The 20,379-nt window shown below is 68.1% G+C and carries 12 protein-coding genes; 7 read left to right on the top strand and 5 right to left on the bottom strand.

All coding sequences use genetic code 11. The features are described 5' to 3' along the window. Nucleotides 1-9: 9 nt before the first annotated feature. Nucleotides 10-1,056, top strand: a complete 1,047-nt coding sequence (locus tag ACOGI5_RS00450; protein ID WP_419862506.1) for a sugar phosphate nucleotidyltransferase — start codon at nucleotides 10-12, stop codon at nucleotides 1,054-1,056. On the opposite strand, the gene cofE is transcribed toward ACOGI5_RS00450, so the two are convergent. The 3 genes from cofE to ACOGI5_RS00435 are packed head-to-tail and all read right to left on the bottom strand — an operon-like array spanning nucleotide 1,053 to nucleotide 4,242. Next, a complete protein-coding gene (gene cofE, locus ACOGI5_RS00445) occupies nucleotides 1,053-1,763 on the bottom strand; it encodes a coenzyme F420-0:L-glutamate ligase (RefSeq protein WP_419862505.1) in 711 nt (236 codons plus the stop codon). The two genes, ACOGI5_RS00450 and cofE, sit on opposite strands and share 4 nt — an antisense overlap. Next, nucleotides 1,760-2,731, bottom strand: a complete 972-nt coding sequence (gene cofD / locus ACOGI5_RS00440) for a 2-phospho-L-lactate transferase (RefSeq protein WP_419862504.1) — start codon at nucleotides 2,729-2,731, stop codon at nucleotides 1,760-1,762. The genes cofE and cofD overlap by 4 nt, the downstream gene beginning before the upstream one ends. After that, the gene (locus ACOGI5_RS00435; RefSeq protein WP_419862503.1) at nucleotides 2,728-4,242 is read right to left on the bottom strand and encodes a cell wall-binding repeat-containing protein; all 1,515 of its coding nucleotides are present in this window, start codon (nucleotides 4,240-4,242) and stop codon (nucleotides 2,728-2,730) included. The genes cofD and ACOGI5_RS00435 overlap by 4 nt, the downstream gene beginning before the upstream one ends. Before the next feature lie 203 nt (nucleotides 4,243-4,445). Here ACOGI5_RS00435 and ACOGI5_RS00430 point away from each other — a divergent pair, with 203 nt between their 5' ends. The 5 genes from ACOGI5_RS00430 (at nucleotide 4,446) to ACOGI5_RS00410 (ending at nucleotide 13,202) form a co-directional block, all read left to right on the top strand. Further along, nucleotides 4,446-5,426, top strand: a complete 981-nt coding sequence (locus tag ACOGI5_RS00430) for a GDP-mannose 4,6-dehydratase (RefSeq protein ID WP_419862502.1) — start codon at nucleotides 4,446-4,448, stop codon at nucleotides 5,424-5,426. Between the two features lie 128 nt (nucleotides 5,427-5,554). After that, a complete protein-coding gene (locus ACOGI5_RS00425; RefSeq protein ID WP_419862501.1) occupies nucleotides 5,555-7,744 on the top strand; it encodes a SpoIID/LytB domain-containing protein in 2,190 nt (729 codons plus the stop codon). Nucleotides 7,745-7,778: 34 nt separating this feature from the next. Next, complete coding sequence (locus ACOGI5_RS00420) at nucleotides 7,779-11,096, top strand: hypothetical protein (protein ID WP_419862500.1); 3,318 nt, start codon at nucleotides 7,779-7,781, stop codon at nucleotides 11,094-11,096. Further along, the gene (locus tag ACOGI5_RS00415; RefSeq protein ID WP_419862499.1) at nucleotides 11,096-12,775 is read left to right on the top strand and encodes a hypothetical protein; all 1,680 of its coding nucleotides are present in this window, start codon (nucleotides 11,096-11,098) and stop codon (nucleotides 12,773-12,775) included. The genes ACOGI5_RS00420 and ACOGI5_RS00415 overlap by 1 nt, the downstream gene beginning before the upstream one ends. 7 nt (nucleotides 12,776-12,782) lie before the next feature. Then, a complete protein-coding gene (locus ACOGI5_RS00410; protein WP_419862498.1) occupies nucleotides 12,783-13,202 on the top strand; it encodes a hypothetical protein in 420 nt (139 codons plus the stop codon). On the opposite strand, the gene ftsH is transcribed toward ACOGI5_RS00410, so the two are convergent. Continuing rightward, complete coding sequence (ftsH, locus tag ACOGI5_RS00405) at nucleotides 13,199-15,133, bottom strand: ATP-dependent zinc metalloprotease FtsH (RefSeq protein ID WP_419862497.1); 1,935 nt, start codon at nucleotides 15,131-15,133, stop codon at nucleotides 13,199-13,201. The two genes, ACOGI5_RS00410 and ftsH, sit on opposite strands and share 4 nt — an antisense overlap. A 176-nt stretch (nucleotides 15,134-15,309) precedes the next feature. Between ftsH and ACOGI5_RS00400 the strand changes: the two genes are divergently transcribed. Next, the gene (locus ACOGI5_RS00400; RefSeq protein WP_419862496.1) at nucleotides 15,310-18,693 is read left to right on the top strand and encodes a glycosyltransferase; all 3,384 of its coding nucleotides are present in this window, start codon (nucleotides 15,310-15,312) and stop codon (nucleotides 18,691-18,693) included. Here ACOGI5_RS00400 and ACOGI5_RS00395 read toward each other — a convergent pair. Next, nucleotides 18,675-20,249 (bottom strand): KamA family radical SAM protein, encoded by a 1,575-nt coding sequence (locus ACOGI5_RS00395; RefSeq protein WP_419862495.1) that lies wholly within the window; start codon nucleotides 20,247-20,249, stop codon nucleotides 18,675-18,677. The two genes, ACOGI5_RS00400 and ACOGI5_RS00395, sit on opposite strands and share 19 nt — an antisense overlap. Nucleotides 20,250-20,379 lie beyond the last annotated feature (130 nt).

The following is a 20,379-nucleotide window of genomic DNA, read 5'->3' as shown; positions in this document are numbered from 1 at the left end:
GCCTCCACCATGAAGGCGATTCTGCTGCTGGGCGGCTTCGGCACCAGGCTGCGTCCGTTGACCAACGACACTCCCAAGCAGATGTTGCCCGTGTGCGGGCGGCCGATGATCGAGTGGGTCTGCGAGCACCTGCACCGGCACGGGATCACCGAGATCGTGCTCTCGCTCGGTTACCGGGCCGAAGCGTTCACCGCGGCCTACCCGCACGGTCGCATCGGGCAGCTTGCGTATCGGGTGGCAGTCGAGCCTGACCCGCGCGGCACGGCGGGAGCCGTCCGGTTTGCTGCGGAGACCAGCGGCATTACGGGCACCTTCCTGGTGCTCAATGGCGACGTGCTGACCGACCTCGACGTGGGCGCCCTGGTGAGCCGTCATACAAGCTCGGCAGCCGAAGCCACCATTGCGCTGCAGCCGGTTGCCGATCCGTCGCCGTACGGCCTTGTGGTGGCCGACCCATCGGGCCGGGTGCTGTCGTTCTCAGAGAAGCCGGAACCGGGTTCTGCCCCCGCCGCGCCGCCGCACGGCGGCGATCGGCCCACGATCAGCGCTGGTACCTACGTGCTGAGTGCCGCAGTGCTCGATCGCATCGCGCCCGACCGGGCCGTCTCCATCGAACGGGAGATCTTCCCCCAGATCGCCGCGGACGGGGCGCTGGCAGCACTGGTTGATGACACCTACTGGCTCGACACGGGCACGCCGCAGCAATATCTGGCTGCCAACCTGGACGTTCTGGCGGGCCGGCGCCCCGGTGCCGAAGTAGTGGACGCCGGGGTGCCAGTCGGCGTTCATCCCGCGGCGCAGATACGCACGTCGGTGATCGGCCACGGGTGCGAGATCGGACCCGGTGCTGTCGTGCAGCGCTCAGTCGTGGGCGACGGCTGCCGTCTCGCCGCCGGCGCCATCGTGATCGATTCGGTGCTCGGCGCAGGCGTTGCGGTGGGAGCCGGGGCAACGCTCTGCGACTATTCGGTGGTCGGCAACGGCGAGCAGGTCGGCCCGGGCGCCGTGCTGCGCGCGCAGCGCCAACCGACGCCCGAGCCGGTGCCTGCCAGCTAGCGGAACAGGTCCTCTGCGGGATCCCGGATGATCTCCGAGCGCACCGAGGCACGCCGCAGCCAACCCGGGTCGACCCCCCGCACGATCGCGACCGGCACGCCCCGCGCCTTGCCGCACACCAGGTCGGCAGCAGAGGCGATCTCGTCGGCCACGCACACCTCGGTAACCATCAGCTCCCTCCCCAGTGCATCGGCAGTGCCCTTCAGGTCGACGACGGCAGCAATGCCGGCGCAGCCGATGGCCACGTCGGTGACGCCGCGCCGCCAGGGACGCCCGAACGTGTCGGAGATGATCACCCCGACGGTGCACCCCGACAGCGCCCGTATGCGATCACGGATCTTGTTGGCAGAGCGGTCGCTGTCATCGGGCAGTAACGCGGCGTAGCCCCGTTCGACATTGGACAGATCGATGCCTGCGTTGGCACAGATGAATCCGTGCTTGGTCTCGCTGATGATGAGGTCGCCGCGCCGGCGCAGAATGCGGACCGACTCACGCTCGACCAGCGGCTTGTGCGACAGCGGGTCGTTGGGGTCGATCTGCTCCATCGCTCCCTCAGCCTTGGAGACGATCTTCTGCGTCACGACGAGCACGTCGCCGTCAACCAGACCGGCAGGCGATGCCTCGCAGGCATCGGCGATCACTGCCCCAAGATCAGTGCCGAGCGTGATCTCGTCGATGCCTTCGAGCGGATGCAATTCGATGGTCATGTGATGTTCCTTGCGCCTGCTGCTTCCAGCGCTGCAGTGGCCAGCCTGGCCGCACGGTCCGGATCGGCCATGATCGTGTCGGTCACCACCGGTGTCATCCCCGCTTGGGCCACGGCGGGAGCGAGTTCGGCGTCGGCGTGGTCGATCACCAGCGTGCCGGCGAATGCGGCGTAGAGCCGCGCCACGCCGGCGACGCTGGGTTCGTGGCCCAGCTCGCGCATCATTGCGCCTGCAGGCCCCTTGATCGACGCGCCGCCCACGATGGGCGACACGGCTACCACGCTGTCCCGCCGGCTGCACAATGTCTCGCGCACCTGGGGCACGTCGATGACGGGGCCGATCGAGACAAACGGGTTCGACGGAGCGACCACCACGGTGCCGGCGCTGCTCAGGGCGTCCAGCACGCCTGGCGCCGGCTGGGCCGACTCGATTCCCGCGAAGCGAACCGAGCGCACGGCGATGCCGTGCTGGTGGGCGACGAAGTAGTCCTGGAAGTCGATCTCCGCAGCCCCGTCGGGCTCAGCCGGCGTGATGCGGGTGGCGATGGGGTCGTCGCTGACCGGCAGCAGCGTCAGCTCGAGCCCGAAGCTGGCGGCAATCTCGCCGGTCACCTGCGACAGGGACGCACCCTCGCTGCGGCGCTGCGTGCGGAACAGGTGCAGTGCAAGGTCCAGATCGCCGAGCTTGAACCAGTCCTGCCCGCCGAGCCGCCCCAGCTCGGTGAGCACACGCCAGGTCTCGCCGGCACGGCCCCAGCCGGTCTCGGGATTGATCTGCTCCGCAAGCGTGTAGGTGACCGTATCCAGATCTGGGCTGATGTTGAGGCCGTGCAAGGTGAAGTCGTCGCCGACGTTGACGATCGCGGTGACATCGGCGGGCCGGCGGATGCGCAGCAGTCCGCGGAGGAACCGGGCCGCGCCGACGCCTCCGGCCAGCACGGCAACCGTTGCCGGGCGAGCGGCGATCATGCCGACGTGGCCCCGGGCGGACAGTCTGGCGAGGTGGTGTTCGCCGGCGGGCTGGCGGCCAGCGATACTGCCGCGGCACGGTGGCTATGGCTGACGCCGCCTGAAGCGGCCGACGCGGCGATACTCGCCGCATCCGAGGGGGTCGCGTAGCCGCTCGGACTCCACACCTCGTAGCCGCTGCCGTCGGCGCGTACCTGCACCTCGTACAGGGCAGTGTTCTGCAGTCCTGAGATGGCTGCGGGCGAGCTGACATCGCGCGTCGTGATCCACTGCCCGCCGACGGGCCGGTACCTGATCCGGTAGCCGGACGGGGGGTCGCTTCCGACCGTGGCCGGGGGGTTCCAGCTGACTTCGAGGGCGCCGTTGAGCGGAAGCACCGTCACGTCACGCGGCACTCCGGATGCGTCCGTGCGGGGATCGCACTCGCGGTCCAAGCCCCGCAGTGCATCGACCGCTGCGGCCGCCACCGAATCGGGCACCGCAGCGGTGCCGCCGAAGATCGTGAGCTGCACGGTGCCCGCATCGGGAACCGGGCCTGCCAGGAATCGGCGAGTCGCATCGGGCAATACCGGCTCTGCCAGCAGCAGCGGTGCACGCCGCAGACCCAGCAGTGCGCCGCCGACCAGCGCATCTGGGAATTTCCGGCCGTCTGCAAGACCGAACTCGTCGGACCCGAAGCAGCGATCAGCGAGCTCCCCGGCGATCTCTGCAGCGGTCGCGAAGCGGTCTTGCCCCCACATGCGCTGGATCTCGATGCCAAGAGCAGCAAGCTCAGCCTCGACTGACGCCGAGACCGCCGCCGTTCCGCCGGCAATCACCACCTGTTCGATGGCGTAGTCGGCGACGAACTCCCTGACGGCTGCGTGCAGCTCACCAGGTGCCGTCAGCAGCACCGGATGCGGGCCCGCGTAGGCCAGCGGCGACAGTGCCAAGGCGTCGGCGAACTTCTCCCCGGTCGCCAGCAGGGCGGTACGGCGACCATCGCTGCAAAAGCTGCCGATCTGGCCGGCGTTGATCTTGCGGGCGATGTTGACCACGGTCCGGTAGCGATCCGATCCCGCCAACCGCTCAGGCCTGCCGCTGATCAAGCCGGCCAGCACATTTTCGACCTCAAGAGAAACAGCGTTGGTGCCGCCGGCGATGATGATGTTGTCCACCCGGTGCCGCTCGATGAATTCGCGGGTCGCGGGATGCAGCGCATCTGGCGGTGACAGCAGGATCGGCGCGTTGCGCGTGCGTGCGAGCGGGGTGGCTGCCAGTGCGTCGGCGAACGCTTCGCCGGAGGCCACGATTGCTGTGTCGATGGGCCCGGAAGCGGCGGTGTATTCCTCCGCGATCTCCGCCGCGGTCTCGTAGCGGTCGGCACCCCACAGCCGATCCGTGTCGACCCGCGACGCTGCGCCTGCCTGGCCTGCTATCCCGGCGAGCGCGGTGCCGGCCAGCAGCACTGCTGCCAGCGCCCGCAGCGAGCGAATCCAGCCGCGGAAGCTGAGCCCCGCGCGAAGTGCCATTCGCGGCACCGTACCGGAACCCGTCGGCGACGCGAGTGAGGGCTGTCGTGCCGCTCGTGTTTCCCATTCTCATTGGATACGGGCTCACGGGCCGCGTGGGCCGCGGCGTCGCCTCGGAGCTGACTTCACAGCGTCAACGGTGACCCGTACCCTGAACTGCGCCCCACACGCCTGCGGGGCAATCGGAGAACCGGAGCTGACCCGTGCCGACGGCCCTCATCACCGGAATCACCGGCCAGGACGGCCAATACCTGGCCGAGCACTTGCACGGCGAGGGATACCGGGTGGTCGGGCTGATCACGGGGCAGCGCAACCCGCGATCGGAGACGATGGCGGCTGATCTGCCCTATGTCGAGCTCGTGCCGGGCGATCTCGCTGATCTGGCGTCGCTCATTGCGGCGCTCGAGTACACCCAACCCGACGAGGTGTACAACCTCGGCGCCATCAGCTTCGTGGCGCTGTCGTTCAAGCAGCCCGAGCTGACGGCCAACGTCACCGGTCTGGGTGTGCTGCGACTGCTCGAGGCCATCCGGCTCGTGGGCGGCGTCGACAACCCGATCCGCTTCTACCAAGCCTCCTCCAGCGAAATGTTCGGCAAGGTACGCGAGACGCCTCAAAACGAGCTGACGCCACTGCACCCGCGCAGCCCCTACGGCTCGGCCAAGGTGTTCGGGCACAACACCACCGTGAACTACCGCGAGAGCTACGGGCTGTACGCCTGCAGCGGCATCCTGTTCAATCACGAGTCGCCCCGGCGCGGGCTCGAATTCGTGACTCGCAAGGTCACCAACGCCGTCGCACGCATCAAGCTCGGACTGCAGGACGAGGTGGCGCTCGGCAACCTCGACGCCAAGCGCGACTGGGGTTTCGCTGGCGACTACGTGCGGGCGATGCATCTCATGCTCTCCCAGCCCGAGCCCGACGACTATGTCATCGCAACGGGCCAGACGCATGCCGTGCGCGATTTCGTGCAGCTCGCCTTCGCCGCAGCCGGCATCGACGACTGGGAGCGTTACGTGCGGATCGATCCCCGGTTCTTCCGGCCTGCAGAGGTCGACCTGCTGGTCGGCGATGCATCCAAGGCTGCACGATTGCTGGGGTGGGCGCCCCAGATGTCATTCGAAGAGCTGGTGACGTCGATGGTCACGAACGACATTGAGATCGAGCGGCGCAAGCTGACGTGACGATCCCGATGCGGACATCCTGGACCCGCAGCGGCAAGCTGCGTCGAGGGGGGCCCATCCGAATGGGGGCGATATCCGACCTGCACTGCCTGCAGGCCGGTACCACTACAGGGGTGCGGGAACTCCCGATGTCGCGGCGCGCCCCGGCAAGGCGGCGCCGGCTCGCCGGCATGGCCGTGGCATGTGCGCTGGCGGCGGGAACCTTGACGTTCGCGGTGCCGCCGGCAGGCGCACAGCCGGCGAAGATCCAGTCGCCGCAGCTGGCTCCGAGTGTGATCGTCGTGGAGGGCCGGGGCTTCGGACACGGCAACGGGCTCAGCCAGTGGGGTGCGCTGGGCTATGCAGTGGACCATCGATGGTCCAGCGACCAGATCGTCCAGCACTACTACAGCAACACCACCGAGTCCGATGCGAGCAATCCAGACGTCTGGGTGCATCTCACCGGCAACGACCGCAACGACCTGCTCGTCACATCTGCCTCGGCGTTCACCGTGGCCGACGAGCACTTCGACGGCGGCGATGTCGTGCGGCTCGGCGTCAGCTCCGGCGCGTTCTGGCTGCGCTCGAACGCCGGCTGCGGGCGCCGTGGCGACCTCGTCGCCGACAGGCTTGCCGCGTCGAGCCGCCGCGGCGATCGCTACATCGAAGCCGTCCCGGCCAACAGCGACTACGCCGTAGACGACCAGTCGCAGTTCCTGGTGATGATCTACTGCGACGGGCGAGACACGGCGGTGGAGTCAAGGCGGGTCGCGTACCGGGGGACGCTCGGAGTGGTCGACCAGAACGGCCCGTTCTCGTTCAACCGGGTCCCGCTGGAGCAGTACCTGCGCGGCGTCGTGCCCCGCGAGAGCATTCCCGAGTGGGGTACTGCGGGCGATGGCCGGGGCATTGCCGCCCTCGAGGCGCAGGCCATCGCGGCGCGCTCATATGTGCTCTCGCTCGCAGCCTCGCGCGCGAGCAGCGGAAGCCAGGGAAGGTTCACCGACACCTGCGACTGGTGGAATTGTCAGGTGTACGGCGGTGCCGCGCGCGACGGGCAGGCGCTCGACCATGGTTCCCGCTACATCCACACCAACACGGCGATCCTCAACACCGCCGGACATATCCGTGTCCATGACAACGGATCGATCGCCTTCGCCGAGTATCACGCTTCGAGCGGCGGCTGGACGGCCGGGCTCGACGAGGGCTCGCGATTTCCCGGCGTTCAGGATCTCGGCGACTCGACGGCCGGCAATGCCAACCATGCATGGGAGATCCGGATCAGCAGATCGGATATCGAGGCCGCCTACCCGAGCATCGGCAGCCTCGTCTGCATCCAGGTCACGCACCGCAATGGCAATGGCGCGTGGGGCGGGCGGACCCGCGGCATGCGCATCGTGGGCACCGACGGCATCGAGGACTTCGAGGGGCACTCCGGCGTGGAGAACGGGCAGTGGAATCGCTGGGCACGCGATCCTTTCCGCAAGAGGTTCTCCCTGCGGTCTGACTGGTACCGCTTTCCCCAGTTTCCTGACGGCCAGCCCTGCGAGCGTCCTGTGTCCGCGGACCCGGATCCGACGACGGAGGCGACTGACCCGGGCCTCTGGGTGCTGAAGTCAGACGGCACCGTTCTCGCCGACGGATCCGCGGAGCATCTCGGCAACGGCACGCCGCCGTCTTCGTCTGAACGGTTCACCGCAATGGCTGCGCATCCGGCCGGTGACGGCTACTGGCTCGCAACCTCCGGCGGCGACGTCCAGTCGTTCGGCAGTGCCACCTATCACGGAAACTCCGTCGGTGCGGGGAGGGGCGAGCGCGTCGTGGCCATGGCTGCGCATCCGGCCGGTGACGGCTACTGGCTCGCGACCGGCCGGGGCCACGTGTTCGCCTTCGGCGCGGCCGGGCACTGGGGCGCCATCGCGCATCTCGGGCTGGCTGCGGACGTGGTCGACATCGAATCCTCGCCCACCGGCGACGGCTACTGGATGGCGCTCGATGACGGCCGCGTCCTGGCATTCGGCGATGCGCGGGATCACGGCTGTGGGCCGCTGCTGCGCGCCGGCATGGTCGGGATCGGTCTCGCCGCCGCACTGGACGGTGCGGGCTATTGGCTCGCCGGCGCCGACACGGCCGTGCACGCCATCGGCACGGCAGACCATCACGGCGATCGCGCCGACCGCCAGAATCGGCTGCGGACCGTCGGATTCGCCGCCACCGCCAGCGGCGACGGCTACTGGCTGGTGTGGAGCGACGGAACCAGCTTCAACTACGGAGACGCGCCCGACTACCGCACCTCACGGGCGGGACCCGGCGTCGTCGCTGCCGAATCGGTGCGCTGAGGGGGAGCGCGGCGGTGGGAGAAATGAGCTGCCCGTGAGTTCGCCGACATCGGAGGAGCTGCCGCTGCCCGTTGCAGCGGAACCGGCCGTGCCGGCGCCGCCGCCGGCGGTTGCTGCCATCGTCACCGCGGGCTCGCGTTGGTCCGATACCGAGGCTGCGTTGCGCGCGCTCGCGGCGCAGGATTACCCGCGGCTTGCCGTGCTGGTGTTGTGCGACGCGGCGGGCGAGCAGGGGCGTCGGGTCCGCGAGCTGCTCCCCACCGCCGCGGTCGCCGATCCGGTGTCGTCCCGCAGGGGTCGCCGCGGCGCGCATCGCCGGCGAATGGGCGCCGTAAACAATCGGGGATCGTCGCTGGTTCGTGGAGCCGACTACCTCCTCTTCCTGTCCGATCGCGTCGCGCTGGCACCCGATGCCATCAGCATCCTGATCGACGATGCCGAGAACGTCCCGGGCCGGATCGTCGGCATCGCCGGTCCCAAGCTGCTCGACGCCGAGGACGGCTTGACGCTGCGCGATCTCGGCGGCACCGCTGACCGTCTCGGCGTCCGGATTCCCGTCGCCGGACAGGACGAGCTCGACCAAGAACAGCACGATGAGGCCCGTGATCTCTTCGTGGCGCCCACCGAGGCGATACTCGTGCGGGAGGACATCTTCCGCATCGTCGGCGGCTTCGATCCAGCGCTCGAAGGCGACGGCGCTGTCGTCGATCTGTGCTGGCGGATCCAGCTCTCCGGCGCGCGGGTCCGAGTTGTGCCGTCTGCAACCGGGACAGTGCGGTTCCACACGGCGCCGCCCACCCACGGGCCCTCGGCGCGCCAGCACGAGCATCGGGCCCGCCTGCGCAGCATGGCGAAGTGCTACGGGTGGGTGCACTTGCTGCCAGCCGTGGTTCTCGCGGCAGTGCTCGCTGCTGGCGAGGTGCTCTTGGCCACGCTGCGCGGGCGGTTCGCTCAGGCCTCAGACGTCGCACTGGCATGGCTCTGGAACGCGCGCCACCTCGGGGGCACGTTTGCCCTGCGCGGCGCTGCCAAGCGCTACCGGCGGGTACGAGACGCAGATCTGCGCCGGCTGCAGCAGGGCGGCTCGGTACGTGTCGCCGACTGGTTCCGCTACCGCTTGAGTCCCGAAGGCGGCCTCGCGGCACGGACCACGATCGACGAGAGCATCCTGGGCACCTGGAGACGCAACGCGCACCGAACGGTGTGGGTGGTCTGGCTGGGGGTGCTCGGGCTGATCGCGTTCGGTTCACGCCACTTGCTCACCGGCGGTATCGGCGCATTCGGCCAATTCGCACACTTCCCCGATGTCGGCACCATGCTCGGGGCGTACTCGGATGGCTGGCGTGACAGCGGGGTCGGTGCCGCAGGGATCGGCCCTGCGGCGATGGGATTGCTCGGCGTCGGCGGCACTGTGCTGCTCGGTGCCGTCGGATTGCTGAGAAACATCGCCATATGGGGCCTCGTGCTCGCGGGCCCCGTAGGCATGTGGCGATTGTGTGCTGCCGGAGCAGATGGGGACGGGCCGAACCGCAATGGCCGGCTGATCGCTCTCGTGCTCTACGCCGTGTGCCCATTGCCGTACAACGCCCTGGCGGCCGGCCGCTGGGATGTGCTGCTGGCGTACGGAACTGCACCTGTGATTGTGCTGCTCACCAGCCGCCTGGTGGGCACGTCGGCTGCTCGACCGCCACGCGACGGATCTCGGCGCGGCACCGCAGCCAGAGTGGCATCGCTCGCTTTGCTGCTTGCTGTTGCGGCAGCTTTCGAGCCGTTCATCGTCGCGCTGGCCGCCGTCGCGGGGGTGGTGCTCACGGTTGTCGAACTGGTGCGTCGCGTGCCACGCCGCGAGCCGCTCGGTGCGCCGATTGCGGGATTGCTGCGGGTCGCGTTGGCTGTGGCGCTTGCGGGGGCGGCGCATCTTCCCTGGCTGCTCGAGTTCGGTTCATTGCGCGCCTACCTGGATGTCTCGCTCGGCGGCCGCACCTCGTCGACGCCGTCAACGCTCGGGGAGCTGCTGCGGTTCCAGACCGGCCCGCTTGGTGATCTGCCGCTCAGCTGGGGTTTGCTGGCTGCTGCCGCAGTGCCGCTTCTGGTCGGCAGCGGAGGCCGGCTGTGGTTGGCGGTGCGTGGCTGGCTAGTGGCGCTGGTCGGCTTCGCGCTCGCATGGGCCATCGTGGCCGGCTGGGCGGATGAGCTGATCGGCGGCGCGACGCCAGGGCTCTCGCTCGCCGAAGTGTCTCTGGCACTCGGGGCAGTCGGCTTGTGCTGGGCCGCCGCAGGAGGACCTGCAGCCTTGGCGATCGCCGACGGAGATGCACGACCCCGGATCCGCAGCGCCATGATATTGCTGAGCGGGATCGCGGTGGGCGCCATGGTGCTCCCCACGGCGTGGGCATCGATCGACGGCGATTGGTCGGCGCCGAGCTTCGACCACCGGGTGCCGCTGGGACTGGTTGATGACCGGGACGTCGGGCCTGACTACCGGGTGCTCTGGCTCGGCGCTCCTGAGGTGCTGCCGTTGCGAGGCACCGATGTCGGCGTGGAGGGACTCGCCATGGGGACGTCGGTGCGGGGGTATCCCGACATCCGGCACTCGTGGGCGACACCGCAGGCACCCGGCGATGAGCGATTGGCAAACGCCGTGCGGGTCGGGTTGGCAGGTGACACGCTGCGACTGGGACGGCTGCTGGGATCGTTCGGCGTCCGGTATGTCGTGGTGGTAGAACGCTCCGGGCCCTCCTATGCCGACGGATGGGTCCGGCCGGTGTCCGCGGCGGTCTCCGAAGCGCTCGCCTCGCAGATCGATCTGCGCCCGCTGGCAGCGGATCCCTCGGTGCAGGTGTTCCGCAACGAGGCGTGGTGGTCGTCGCGGTCGCAGTTCTCCCAACCGATCCCGGCGGGTTTCGCTGCGGACCCGGTAGATCTCGTCGTAAGCGATTTGACCGACGGGATCGGCGTGCTCACCGACTACCGGTCGGCGACGAGCCAGTTCGGACCGGTTGGTGCCGGCACCGTGCTGGTCGCCGACTCCTACGATCCGGGCTGGCGACTCCACATTGACGACGCGAACGGCGCGGGCTCTGCAGCAGTCGAACCGGCACCGGCGCTGGGCTGGGCGATGCGATTCGATCCGCCCCAAGCCGGCCCGGCTGAGCTGCGCTTCCAGCGGTCGGCCGTCGTGTCCAACCGGATCGCTGCACAGGTGTTGATCTGGCTGGCGCTGATCTGGGTGGCGATCGGCCAGCCCACCCCCCTCGTCGACCGCCTCTCTGTACTCAGGAGACGGGCGGCTGGGCAGTCGGAGCGGCGCGGCGTCGCTGGCGGGTCCGCGGTGGACAGAGGCAGGCACTGATGGGCGTGGTCCGGTGGCTGCCCAGGCTGCTGATTCCGCTGGCGCTGGCGACGGCGCTGGTGGTCGACGCGCGCGACGACCGGGCACCGGCCTCTGTTGCGGTCGAAGGGCCGCAGGCTCAGGCGCAGGTCGCAGTGCCACCGCCCGATGCGCTGACATCGAGTTGGTTCTGTCCCCTTGTCGGCCTGCGAGGACCTGTGCCGGGCTTCGGCGAAGTCACCACAGAGGTGCTGCTCACGAACATGACCGCCGAGGTGGCATCGGCGTCGGTCGAGTTCCGGGGACGCACAACGGGGCGGCAGTATGTGATGGCCGACGTTGCGCCCCACAGCACTGGGGTGGTCACGACGTCTGACTACGTGCGTGACGAGGTCACCGGAGCGCTAGTGGAGGCTTCGTCGGGCGGGCTGGCGGTGACGCGCAGGTTCGTGTCTCCGCTCGGGATTGACGAAGCTCGCTGCTCAAGCGTGCTTGCTCCGGATTGGTATGTGCCCGTCGGCGATACGCAGGCCGACGCACTGACCGTGCTGGCCATCATGAATCCGTTGCCACGTGATGCGATCGTCGATGTCACGTTTGCTTCGGAAGCAGAATTCGGCCCGTTCGTGGCACCGGCGCTGACCGGGGTGGTGGTGCCGGCGTGGAGCACCGTCGCCGTCAATATCGGTGAGCACGCGCGTCGTCGAGACGTCGTGGCGGCATCGGTGCGGGCCCGTGCCGGCCGCATCGCAGTGGACTCGCTCGTGGCCTACGACGGGAGCGTCGGTCGCCGTGGCCTCGCTGCGGAATTGGCCTCGGTGGCCACAGGCGAGCGCTGGCTCGTGCCGGTCGCCGGCATCGACGATGACACCCAGGTCTGGGTGCGGATCTTCAACCCCTCCGACGATGTGGCGGAGGTCGCTGCGTCGGTGATATCCGACGACCCGCTGGGCGACCGTCTGGCCTTTGCCGTGGCTTCGCACGACATCGTGGAGTTGAAAGTCGAGCCGCCTGGTGAGCTGACTCCGGGGCTGGAAACACTCCTCGCTGCTCCCGGACTCCCCTTCGGGGTGTCCGTCGCCTCGCAGAACGACGTGCCTCTCGTCGTGTGGGCAGAGACGCTGGTCGGCAGCGCGGCGAGTCCGCTCACCGACATCAGGACCGATTCGGATCTTGCCTCCGCCGCTGCGGAGCAGGAAGCAGAATCTGTCACCGTGGTTGCCCAAACCGGCGGTGCAACCGGCGACGCCGCGCCCGGCCGCGCTGACGGGGCCGTCGACGAACCGTCAGTCGAGGTCCGCCCGCCGGTGCTGCGGGCGCAGTCGGGATTGGCTTTCGTGCCGGGCGTCCTCCAGACGGGCGACCGGTGGCTGGTCGTCATTGCGCCGCAGTCCGGTGGTGAGGCGTTCCTGACGATCATGACCGACTCGTTCGCGGCCGGCAACGCCGGGGCTTTGGCTGACGTCGCTGAAGCAGCCCCCACGAACAGCGATCGTGGCCCTGTCCAACGCGTTCGGGTCGGAACGCTCAGCGGCGAGACGGTCGCGGTCATTGACGTGCCGGCATCGGGTGTCATCACTCACCGATTGGCCAGCGGCACAGCCCGACTCCTGGTGTCCGATACGCCGTTCGCAGTTCTGGTGTGGCAGGCTCGAGTCTCTGATGCAGGCCTGAGCGTGGCGCATCCGGTGGCCTGGTGAGCAACTGATGGAGCGTCTGGCAATTGCCGCAATCCTGATCGTGGTCGCGATCGCGGTCGCGTCGCTCCTCCAGCGCCGCCGCAGTGCATCGGCCACGGCGGTGCCGCGGTCGGAACTGCCCCCTGCCATCGATCTTGTGGGGGTCGGCGTCCCGGAAGGTCCGGCACTGGTGGTGTTCACTGAAGAAACCTGCCGCACCTGTCAGGCAGCCCTTGCCGTGGTGCGGGGTCCCGCCGGCGCCGGGCTGCCCGTCGCCGAAGTGCCGTTCGGCGCCGGGCGGGGATTGCATCGCCAGCACAGCATCGACACTGTGCCGACGACGGTGGTGGCCGATGCGGACGGCCGTGTGGTGGATGGCTGGGTCGGCAGCGTCGATCTGTCCGGCCTGGCCGCGGCCCTCGCGCAGGTCGCGCCCCGCGCCGACTAGCCGGCCACGAGCGCGGTGATCTGCTCGCCCGTGATGGTCTCGTGCTCGAGCAGAGCCGCTGCGATCCGGTCCAGCGCCGCCCGGTGCTCGACGAGCGCGTTGCGTGCCCGGTCCTGCTGTGTCCGCAGGATCCGCTCGACCTCCTCGTCGATGACCCGGGCGGTTTCGTCGGAGTAGTCGCGCCCAGACACGAGATCCTCACCGAGAAAGACCTGCGCGTGCGACCCCCAGGCCATTGGCCCCACGCGGTCGCTCATGCCCCATTCGGAGACCATCTTGCGTGCCAGCTCTGTGCCCTGCACGAGGTCGTTCGCCGCCCCCGTCGAAGTCACGCCGAACACGGTTTCCTCGGCCATGCGGCCGCCGAACAGCACTGCCAGCCGATCCTCGATGTACTCCTGGCTGTAGGCGTGGCGTTCCTCGGGCAGCTGCATGGTGACGCCGAGCGCCTGACCGGTCGGCAGGATCGTCACCTTGTGGACAGGGTCGGCGTGCGGGAACAGGGTGGCGATCAGCGCATGCCCGCCCTCGTGGTAGGCGGTGACTTCCCGCTCTCGCTCTGTCAGCGCCACCGACTCGCGACGCTGGCCCATCAGCACCCGGTCCCGCGCCGCTTCGAAGTCTGCCTGGGCGATCGATTCCGAGTCGCGCCGCACCGCGTGCAGGGCCGCCTCGTTGACCAGGTTCGCCAGGTCGGCGCCGCTCATGCCGGGCGTGCCCTTCGCCAAGGTGTCGAACTGCACGTCGGGGTCGGTCTTCTTGTCCTTCGAGTGCACCTCCAGGATGGCGAGCCGCTCGGAGAACTCCGGCAGCGGCACTACCACTTGGCGGTCGAAGCGGCCGGGACGCAGCAGAGCGGGATCCAAGATGTCGGGTCGGTTGGTCGCCGCCATCATGACGATGCCGCCGCTTTCCTCGAAGCCGTCCATCTCGGCCAGCATCTGGTTGAGTGTTTGCTCGCGCTCGTCGTGGCCGCCGCCGAGACCTGCTCCTCGCTTGCGGCCGATCGAGTCGATCTCGTCGATGAAAATGATCGCTCGCCCCAGTTTGCGGGCGCTCTGGAAGAGGTCTCGCACACGGCTGGCGCCGACGCCCACGAACATCTCCATGAAATCCGAACCGGTCACCGACAGGAAGGGCACACCGGCCTCTCCCGCGACCGCCCTGGCGATGAGCGTCTTGCCGGTGCCCGGCGGGCCCACCAGCAGCACCCCCTTGGGGACCTTGGCGCCAATCGCCGTGAAGCGTTCGGGAGTTCGCAGGAAGTCGACGACTTCGGTGATCTCCTGCTTGACGCCGTCGTAGCCGGCAATGTCGTCGAACTTCGTCGAGGGGCGCTCGGTGGTGTAGGTCTTGGCCTTGCTCCGGCCGATCGACATGATCCCCGACATCTGGCCCTGCGCCCGCCGCTGCATCCACCAGAACAGCAGGAATATCAAGCCGAACGGCAGCAGGAACGGCAGCAGGCTGACGAGCAGGTTGGGCCGGTCCGTGTGGAACTCGATGGATACTTCCTGCCCGCGCAGCAATTCCAGATCGGTCTCGGGCAGCTCAACAGGCCCCTCGGAGGAGAACCTCGTGCCGTCGGTGTACTCGCCGGTGATCGCGCCGGTGCCGTTGGTCACCTTGATGCTGCCGACGGTTCCCGACTGCACCTCGGCGATGAGTGCGCTGTAGTCGATGGGCTCACCACCTTCGCTCCGTAGCAGCCCGGGCAGGAACATCACCGACAGCAGCACCATCGCGAGCAGCCAGATCGACCAGCGCGGCCAACGCTCGCTGCGCCGGCGAGTCCCGGAACCGGCGGGCGACGGTCCGCTGTGCCGCGGCCCGTCGCTCGGGCTGTCATCGGCTGGCGCGTCAGGAGGCTCGCTGGCGCGCGGCTTGCGCGCGCGGGAGTGCCGCTCGCCCGAGGGCACCTCTGATGCCATGGGTTCATGCTAAGAGGCTGAGCCGCTATGCGGCGATGCCGTGGCCCGAGCGGCCCGTGAGCCCGTATCCAATCGAGATTGGGAACAAGAGCGGGGAATACGGGGCTTGGCAGTCACCGGACCCCTGTTGGGCGGTCCGTGTCGTTGCCCCTCCGCTCTGCCTCTAGCCTGCGCGGGTGGCCGCACTGACCACGCGCCCCCCCTGCGCGGGGTCGGTGCTGCGAGCGTGGGTCGAGGCTGCGGTGGTCGTGGCGAGCTGCGTGGCAGTGGTGGCGTGGCTCGACCCGGGCGGCATCGTGTCGGCGTCGACGCCGACCGGCGGCGACATGGGCGCTCACGTCTGGGGCCCGGCGTTCTTGCGCGAAGAACTGCTGCCGGCCGGCTCGCTGCGCGGCTGGTCGCCCGAGTGGTACGCGGGCATGCCGGCGATGCAGTTCTACATGGTGCTGCCGTACCTCATGATCGTGGCAGCGGATCTGGTGCTGCCCTACGGCGTTGCGTTCAAGCTGGTGGCGATCAGCGGCGTGGTCTCGATGCCAGCAGCTGCCTGGCTCATGGGTCGGCTGGCGGGGTGGGCGCAACCGCTGCGGATGCTGCTGCCTGTTGCGCTGCTGCTGTTCGTCTTCGATGTCAACTTCACGATCTACGGCGGGAACGCGGCCTCGACGCTGGCAGGGGAATTCGCGTTCTCGATAGCGCTGTCGGCGACGCTCGTGTACCTAGGCATGCTCTGGCGCTCTCTGGAGCGGGGGACCGGGCGCGCTCGGGCGAGCCTCGTGCTGGCATTCGTCGCCTTGTGCCATCCGATTCCGCTGGCGTTCGCGGTCGCCGCCAGCATCCTGATGGTGGCGGTGCGCGGCCTCCATGCGCTGCCTGATCGCATCGGCCCCCTCCGGTCGCTGGGTGCAGCCATCGCAGCAATCATGCTGTGGGCCGCCGTCTGGAATCTTGCTGAGTCTCCGCTGGCTCGTCTGGCCGTGCCAGCCGGTGCCGTTGCGGCGCTCGTGGTGTCGGAGTGGCGCCGGTCGTGGCACGCGCTGGTCATCGGCATCATCGGCGGCGCGCTGTCGGCATTCTGGACGGTGCCGTTCCTCGCCCGGCGGGCCTACCTCAACGACATGGGCTGGGAACGGCTCACGGAGGTGCGGGAGCACCTGTTCTTCACCGACGAGATCGGCGGCGACGGAGCGCACCACAGCATCACCTGGCTGCTCGTGCTGGCAGGCGTCGGCGCCGTCGTCGGCCTCGCACGCTGGTACCGCCCGGCGCTGATGTGGGCGTTCATCGCCTTCACGATGGCCATGGGGTTTGTCCACTGGCCCCAACACCGGCTGTGGAACGCGCGCATCCTGCCGTTCTGGTACTTGGCGGTGTATGTGTTGGCGGCGATGGGCCTGTGGCTCATCGTTGATGCACTGACCCGTCGCAGCCCCCCGGCTGCCGGTTCTCCGGAAGCGGACGCTCCGGCTGCCGGTGTCCCGGCTTCTGGTGGGCGGGCACCTGTGGCACACGGAGATCGCGCGTTGCCGTGGGTCCGTGTGTTTGTGCCGGTTGCCGCGCTGGCCGCGGTGGCAGGCCTGCTGTCACTGCAACTGGGCAATGCGCCCGGTGCGAGGCTCGACGCCGACGGCGCCTATCGCTGGGGCCCGTTCACGGTGTCCGCAGAGGACCGCAATTTCGTTTCCGGCTGGGCCCGCTGGAATTTCCGCGGCTACGAGGGCCGCCCGGCGTATCGGGAGTACCACGAATTCGTGACTGCGATGAGCGACATCGGCGAGACGCCTGCATACGGTTGCGGGCGCCTGCTGTGGGAGTACGACCGCGACATCGTGGGCGCGTACGGCACGCCGATGGCCCCGATGCTGTTGCCGCACTGGACGGATGACTGCATCGCCTCCATGGAGGGTCTCTACTTCGAGTCGTCGCCTACAGTGCCGTTCCACTTCCTCATGCAGTCGGAGCTGTCGGCGTCGCCGTCGCGTCCGATGCGCGGCCTTCCCTACAGCGCTCTGAACTTCGATTTGGGCGTTGCGCACCTGCAGATGTCGGGTGTGCGCTACTACGCAGCGTTCAGCACCGAAGCGACCGCAGCGGCCCAGGATTCTGCTGACCTGCAGCACATCGCCTCGGCGGGACCGTGGTCGATCTACCTGGTCGCCGACAGCGATCTGGTGTCACCGCTGCCGTTCGAGCCCGCCGTGGCCGAGGATGTGTCGCACGCTGGACGAGCGTGGACCGATCCGGCTGCCATCTGGTGGAACGACCCAGCGGCGTGGGCTGTGCCGATCGCTGCGGACGGACCGGAGCACTGGTCGAGGGTGTCGCTGCTGGCGCCTCCCAACCCAGACGGCGCGCCGCCTGCGTCGCTGACACGGTTCAGCGCGGCACCCCGGCACGCCCTGCCGCCGGTTCAGATCAGCAACGTCGAGATGGGAAGGGATTGGCTGTCGTTTTCCGTGGATCGGCCCGGCGTTCCGGTGCTGGTGAAGGTGTCGTATTTCCCGAATTGGTCCGTGCGCGGTGCTGAGGGTCCGTACCGGGTGACGCCCAACTGGATGGTGGTGATCCCCACCGATGAGCGAGTCGAGCTGACCTATGGCGCGACAGCGGTGGAGTATCTCGCCTGGCTGGCAACGCTGCTCGGCGCGGCAGCGCTCGCGCTCGTCGCCGTGCGGCCCCCGGTGCGATTCGACCGCTCGCGCTCAGCCCGATCGAGCGAGCGGCCGCCGGCCGGAACCGAGCGGGCAGGCGCGCTTCGGTCCTATGACGTCGAAGCACGGCGAGCGGCCGGCGAGCACGATGACCCCTGGTTGCCGGCGGTCTCGGTCGTGCTGCCGGCCTACCAGGCAGCGCACCTCGTCGGCGCTGCCGTCACAGAGATCAGCGCGGCCCTGGGCGGCCACGAAGCCTTAGACGGCCCGCTCGAGATCGTGGTAGTCGATGACGGCTCGACCGACGGCACGGCTGAGGAGGCGCGCCGGGCAGGGGCCGATGTGGTCGTGCCGCTGGAGGCCAATCGGGGCAAGGGTGCAGCGGTGCGCGCGGGGATGCTGGCAGCGAGCGGACGTCTGCGCCTGTTCACCGATGTCGATCTCGCCTACCCGCCTGGACAGCTCACCTCGCTCATCGATGCGCTCCGTGACGGGGCCGATGTCGCGCTGGGCAACCGGCGCCACGCTGAAGCACGCACGATCAGTCCGGCGCGGCCTGCCAGGGCATTCGCGAGCCGGACGTTCAACGCCTTCACGCGCCTCGTGCTCCTGCGTCGCTACCGCGACACGCAGTGCGGCTTCAAGGGCTTCACCGCCGATGCCGCGCAGGAGATCTTCAGCCGCGCTGTCATCGACGGGTTCGCCTTCGATGTCGAGGTGCTCTATCTGGTCGAGCACCTCGAGCTGACGGCCACCGAGGTGCCCGTCAGCGTGGATCACTCAGCCGATACCACCGTCCGGCTAGTGGCTCAGTCGCTCCAGGTCGTGGCCGACATCGGCCGCATCCGCCACCGCGCAGCGGCCGGCGCCTACGACTCGGCCTCACCTGCTCAGGCTTGGGCGTCCTGAACTGCGGGTGCCGGGCCGCTGGTTGGACTCTTGGGGTGCGGCCTGCGCTCATTGCTCGCAACGACGGCCATGAGCGGCGCAGGTCGTGCTTGAGGTGATGTGCGCCCCTTCGGCGGTGCATGGTGTCGTGATCGGGATCGCGGAATGGTCACGCCGCTGGGACGCTGCTGGGAGAACAGGCCCGCTTCGTCGAGCAGAACCCGGTCCTCGTATTCGTCGAACCACAGCGCTTCGGGGTTCCGCCCGACGATGGTGACTTTGCCCCGGTCTGGAGCATGAGCCGGATTTCGCAGGACCTTGAAGATCACCACGCCCTTCTCGGCGCCCGGCAAGCCGGCAATCGGCTCATCGGTCACCGCTGAGACCTCCGTCTTGCCCTTGTAGTGCACGATGGTGAGCCGGGCGTGCGATTCCACCCCCGACAACCCGCGCTGCGAATCGTTGAGGAGCTGCCAAGCGGTCTCGATGGGCACATTGAATGCCTTGTAGGCAACGATGTTCCGACCGCAGAAGAAGTAGTGGTTCTCCACGCCGACGCTCTTGAGCGTGCGCTGGAGGATCCGCAGTGCGTCAGCGTCGTCGTTGACTCCGGCGATGATCGGAGTCTGGTTCTCGACGCTGATCCAGCCGCGTTCGACCAGCGAATCGACTGCCTGCTTTGTGTTCGGACGCCACTGAAGGAATCCCTTCTGATCGGCGATATACCGCCCGTCGGCATCTTTCAACAGGAACTCGTCGGGATGGTTGAAGTGGATCATGAACCGCATGGCGACATCGGGATACACCTCATGGAAGCGGTCGATCATCGCGAAGAAGGCGTCATCGAAGCGATCCGGGTAGAACGCCAACTCCTTGGTGCCCACCCGGATGGCCTCGGCGCCCGCTTCGGCCAATGCCGTGAACCATGCCGCCAGCTTGGAATTCGGCAGCACCATGGGGTCACCGCCCGACAGGAGAATCTCACGCAGCTTCGGCCTGCCGGTTTCCGGATGAGTACCGCCGTTGGCTGCAACAGCGGCATTGTGTGTCTGGATGTACTCGGTGATCTCGCCGACTTGGGCGAGGCCCTTTTTCTTGACTGTGCCGTCCGAACGCTCAATCTCTTTGCGCCCAATCAATTCCTCGCGATAACAGAATCGGCAATGGGCTGAGCACGTCGAGATCACATACAACAGCGCCATTTCATACTTGTGCAGCAGTCCTTCGATAGGGCTGTAGTCAAGTTGATTCGCTGGGTCTGGATCACCCTCAAGATCCACTGTTTCATCAGGTGATGCCTTGACCAGCTTTTGTAGTGCTGGGCTCGACTTGGCCATTTCAAAATAATGCCGCGTCAGTTTGACGGGCATTCTTACTTCTACGTCACGATCAGTCCCACGCAGTTGGCTTAAATCGCTGAGCTCTTTCTCACTATAGAATGTGCGGAAATCCTCAGGCGCGGAGCCGCTCATGAAGGGTTCGAGACCATTGACAATTTGACGGTCGTACCTGGGGTTCTCGACCTCGTCAAGCACCAATTGTTCCCGTTCTGTTGGCTGGTATTTGCTCTTCGTCATCGCCTCTCTCGCTTGCTTCAGGCAGGGTCGCATCCCACTCTCTGCTCCCACCCTAGGGAAACGAAGGTGCAGATTGCAAGCGGCTTGTCCGCAAGGGCCGCGCACTGCTGCGCGGTCTTTTAGGCTTTGC

Origin of the sequence: Candidatus Poriferisodalis sp. (genome assembly GCF_965208925.1) — a bacterium.
In the GTDB taxonomy this organism is placed as follows: domain Bacteria; phylum Actinomycetota; class Acidimicrobiia; order Acidimicrobiales; family Poriferisodalaceae; genus Poriferisodalis.
This window is presented reverse-complemented; position numbering and strand designations above follow the sequence as displayed.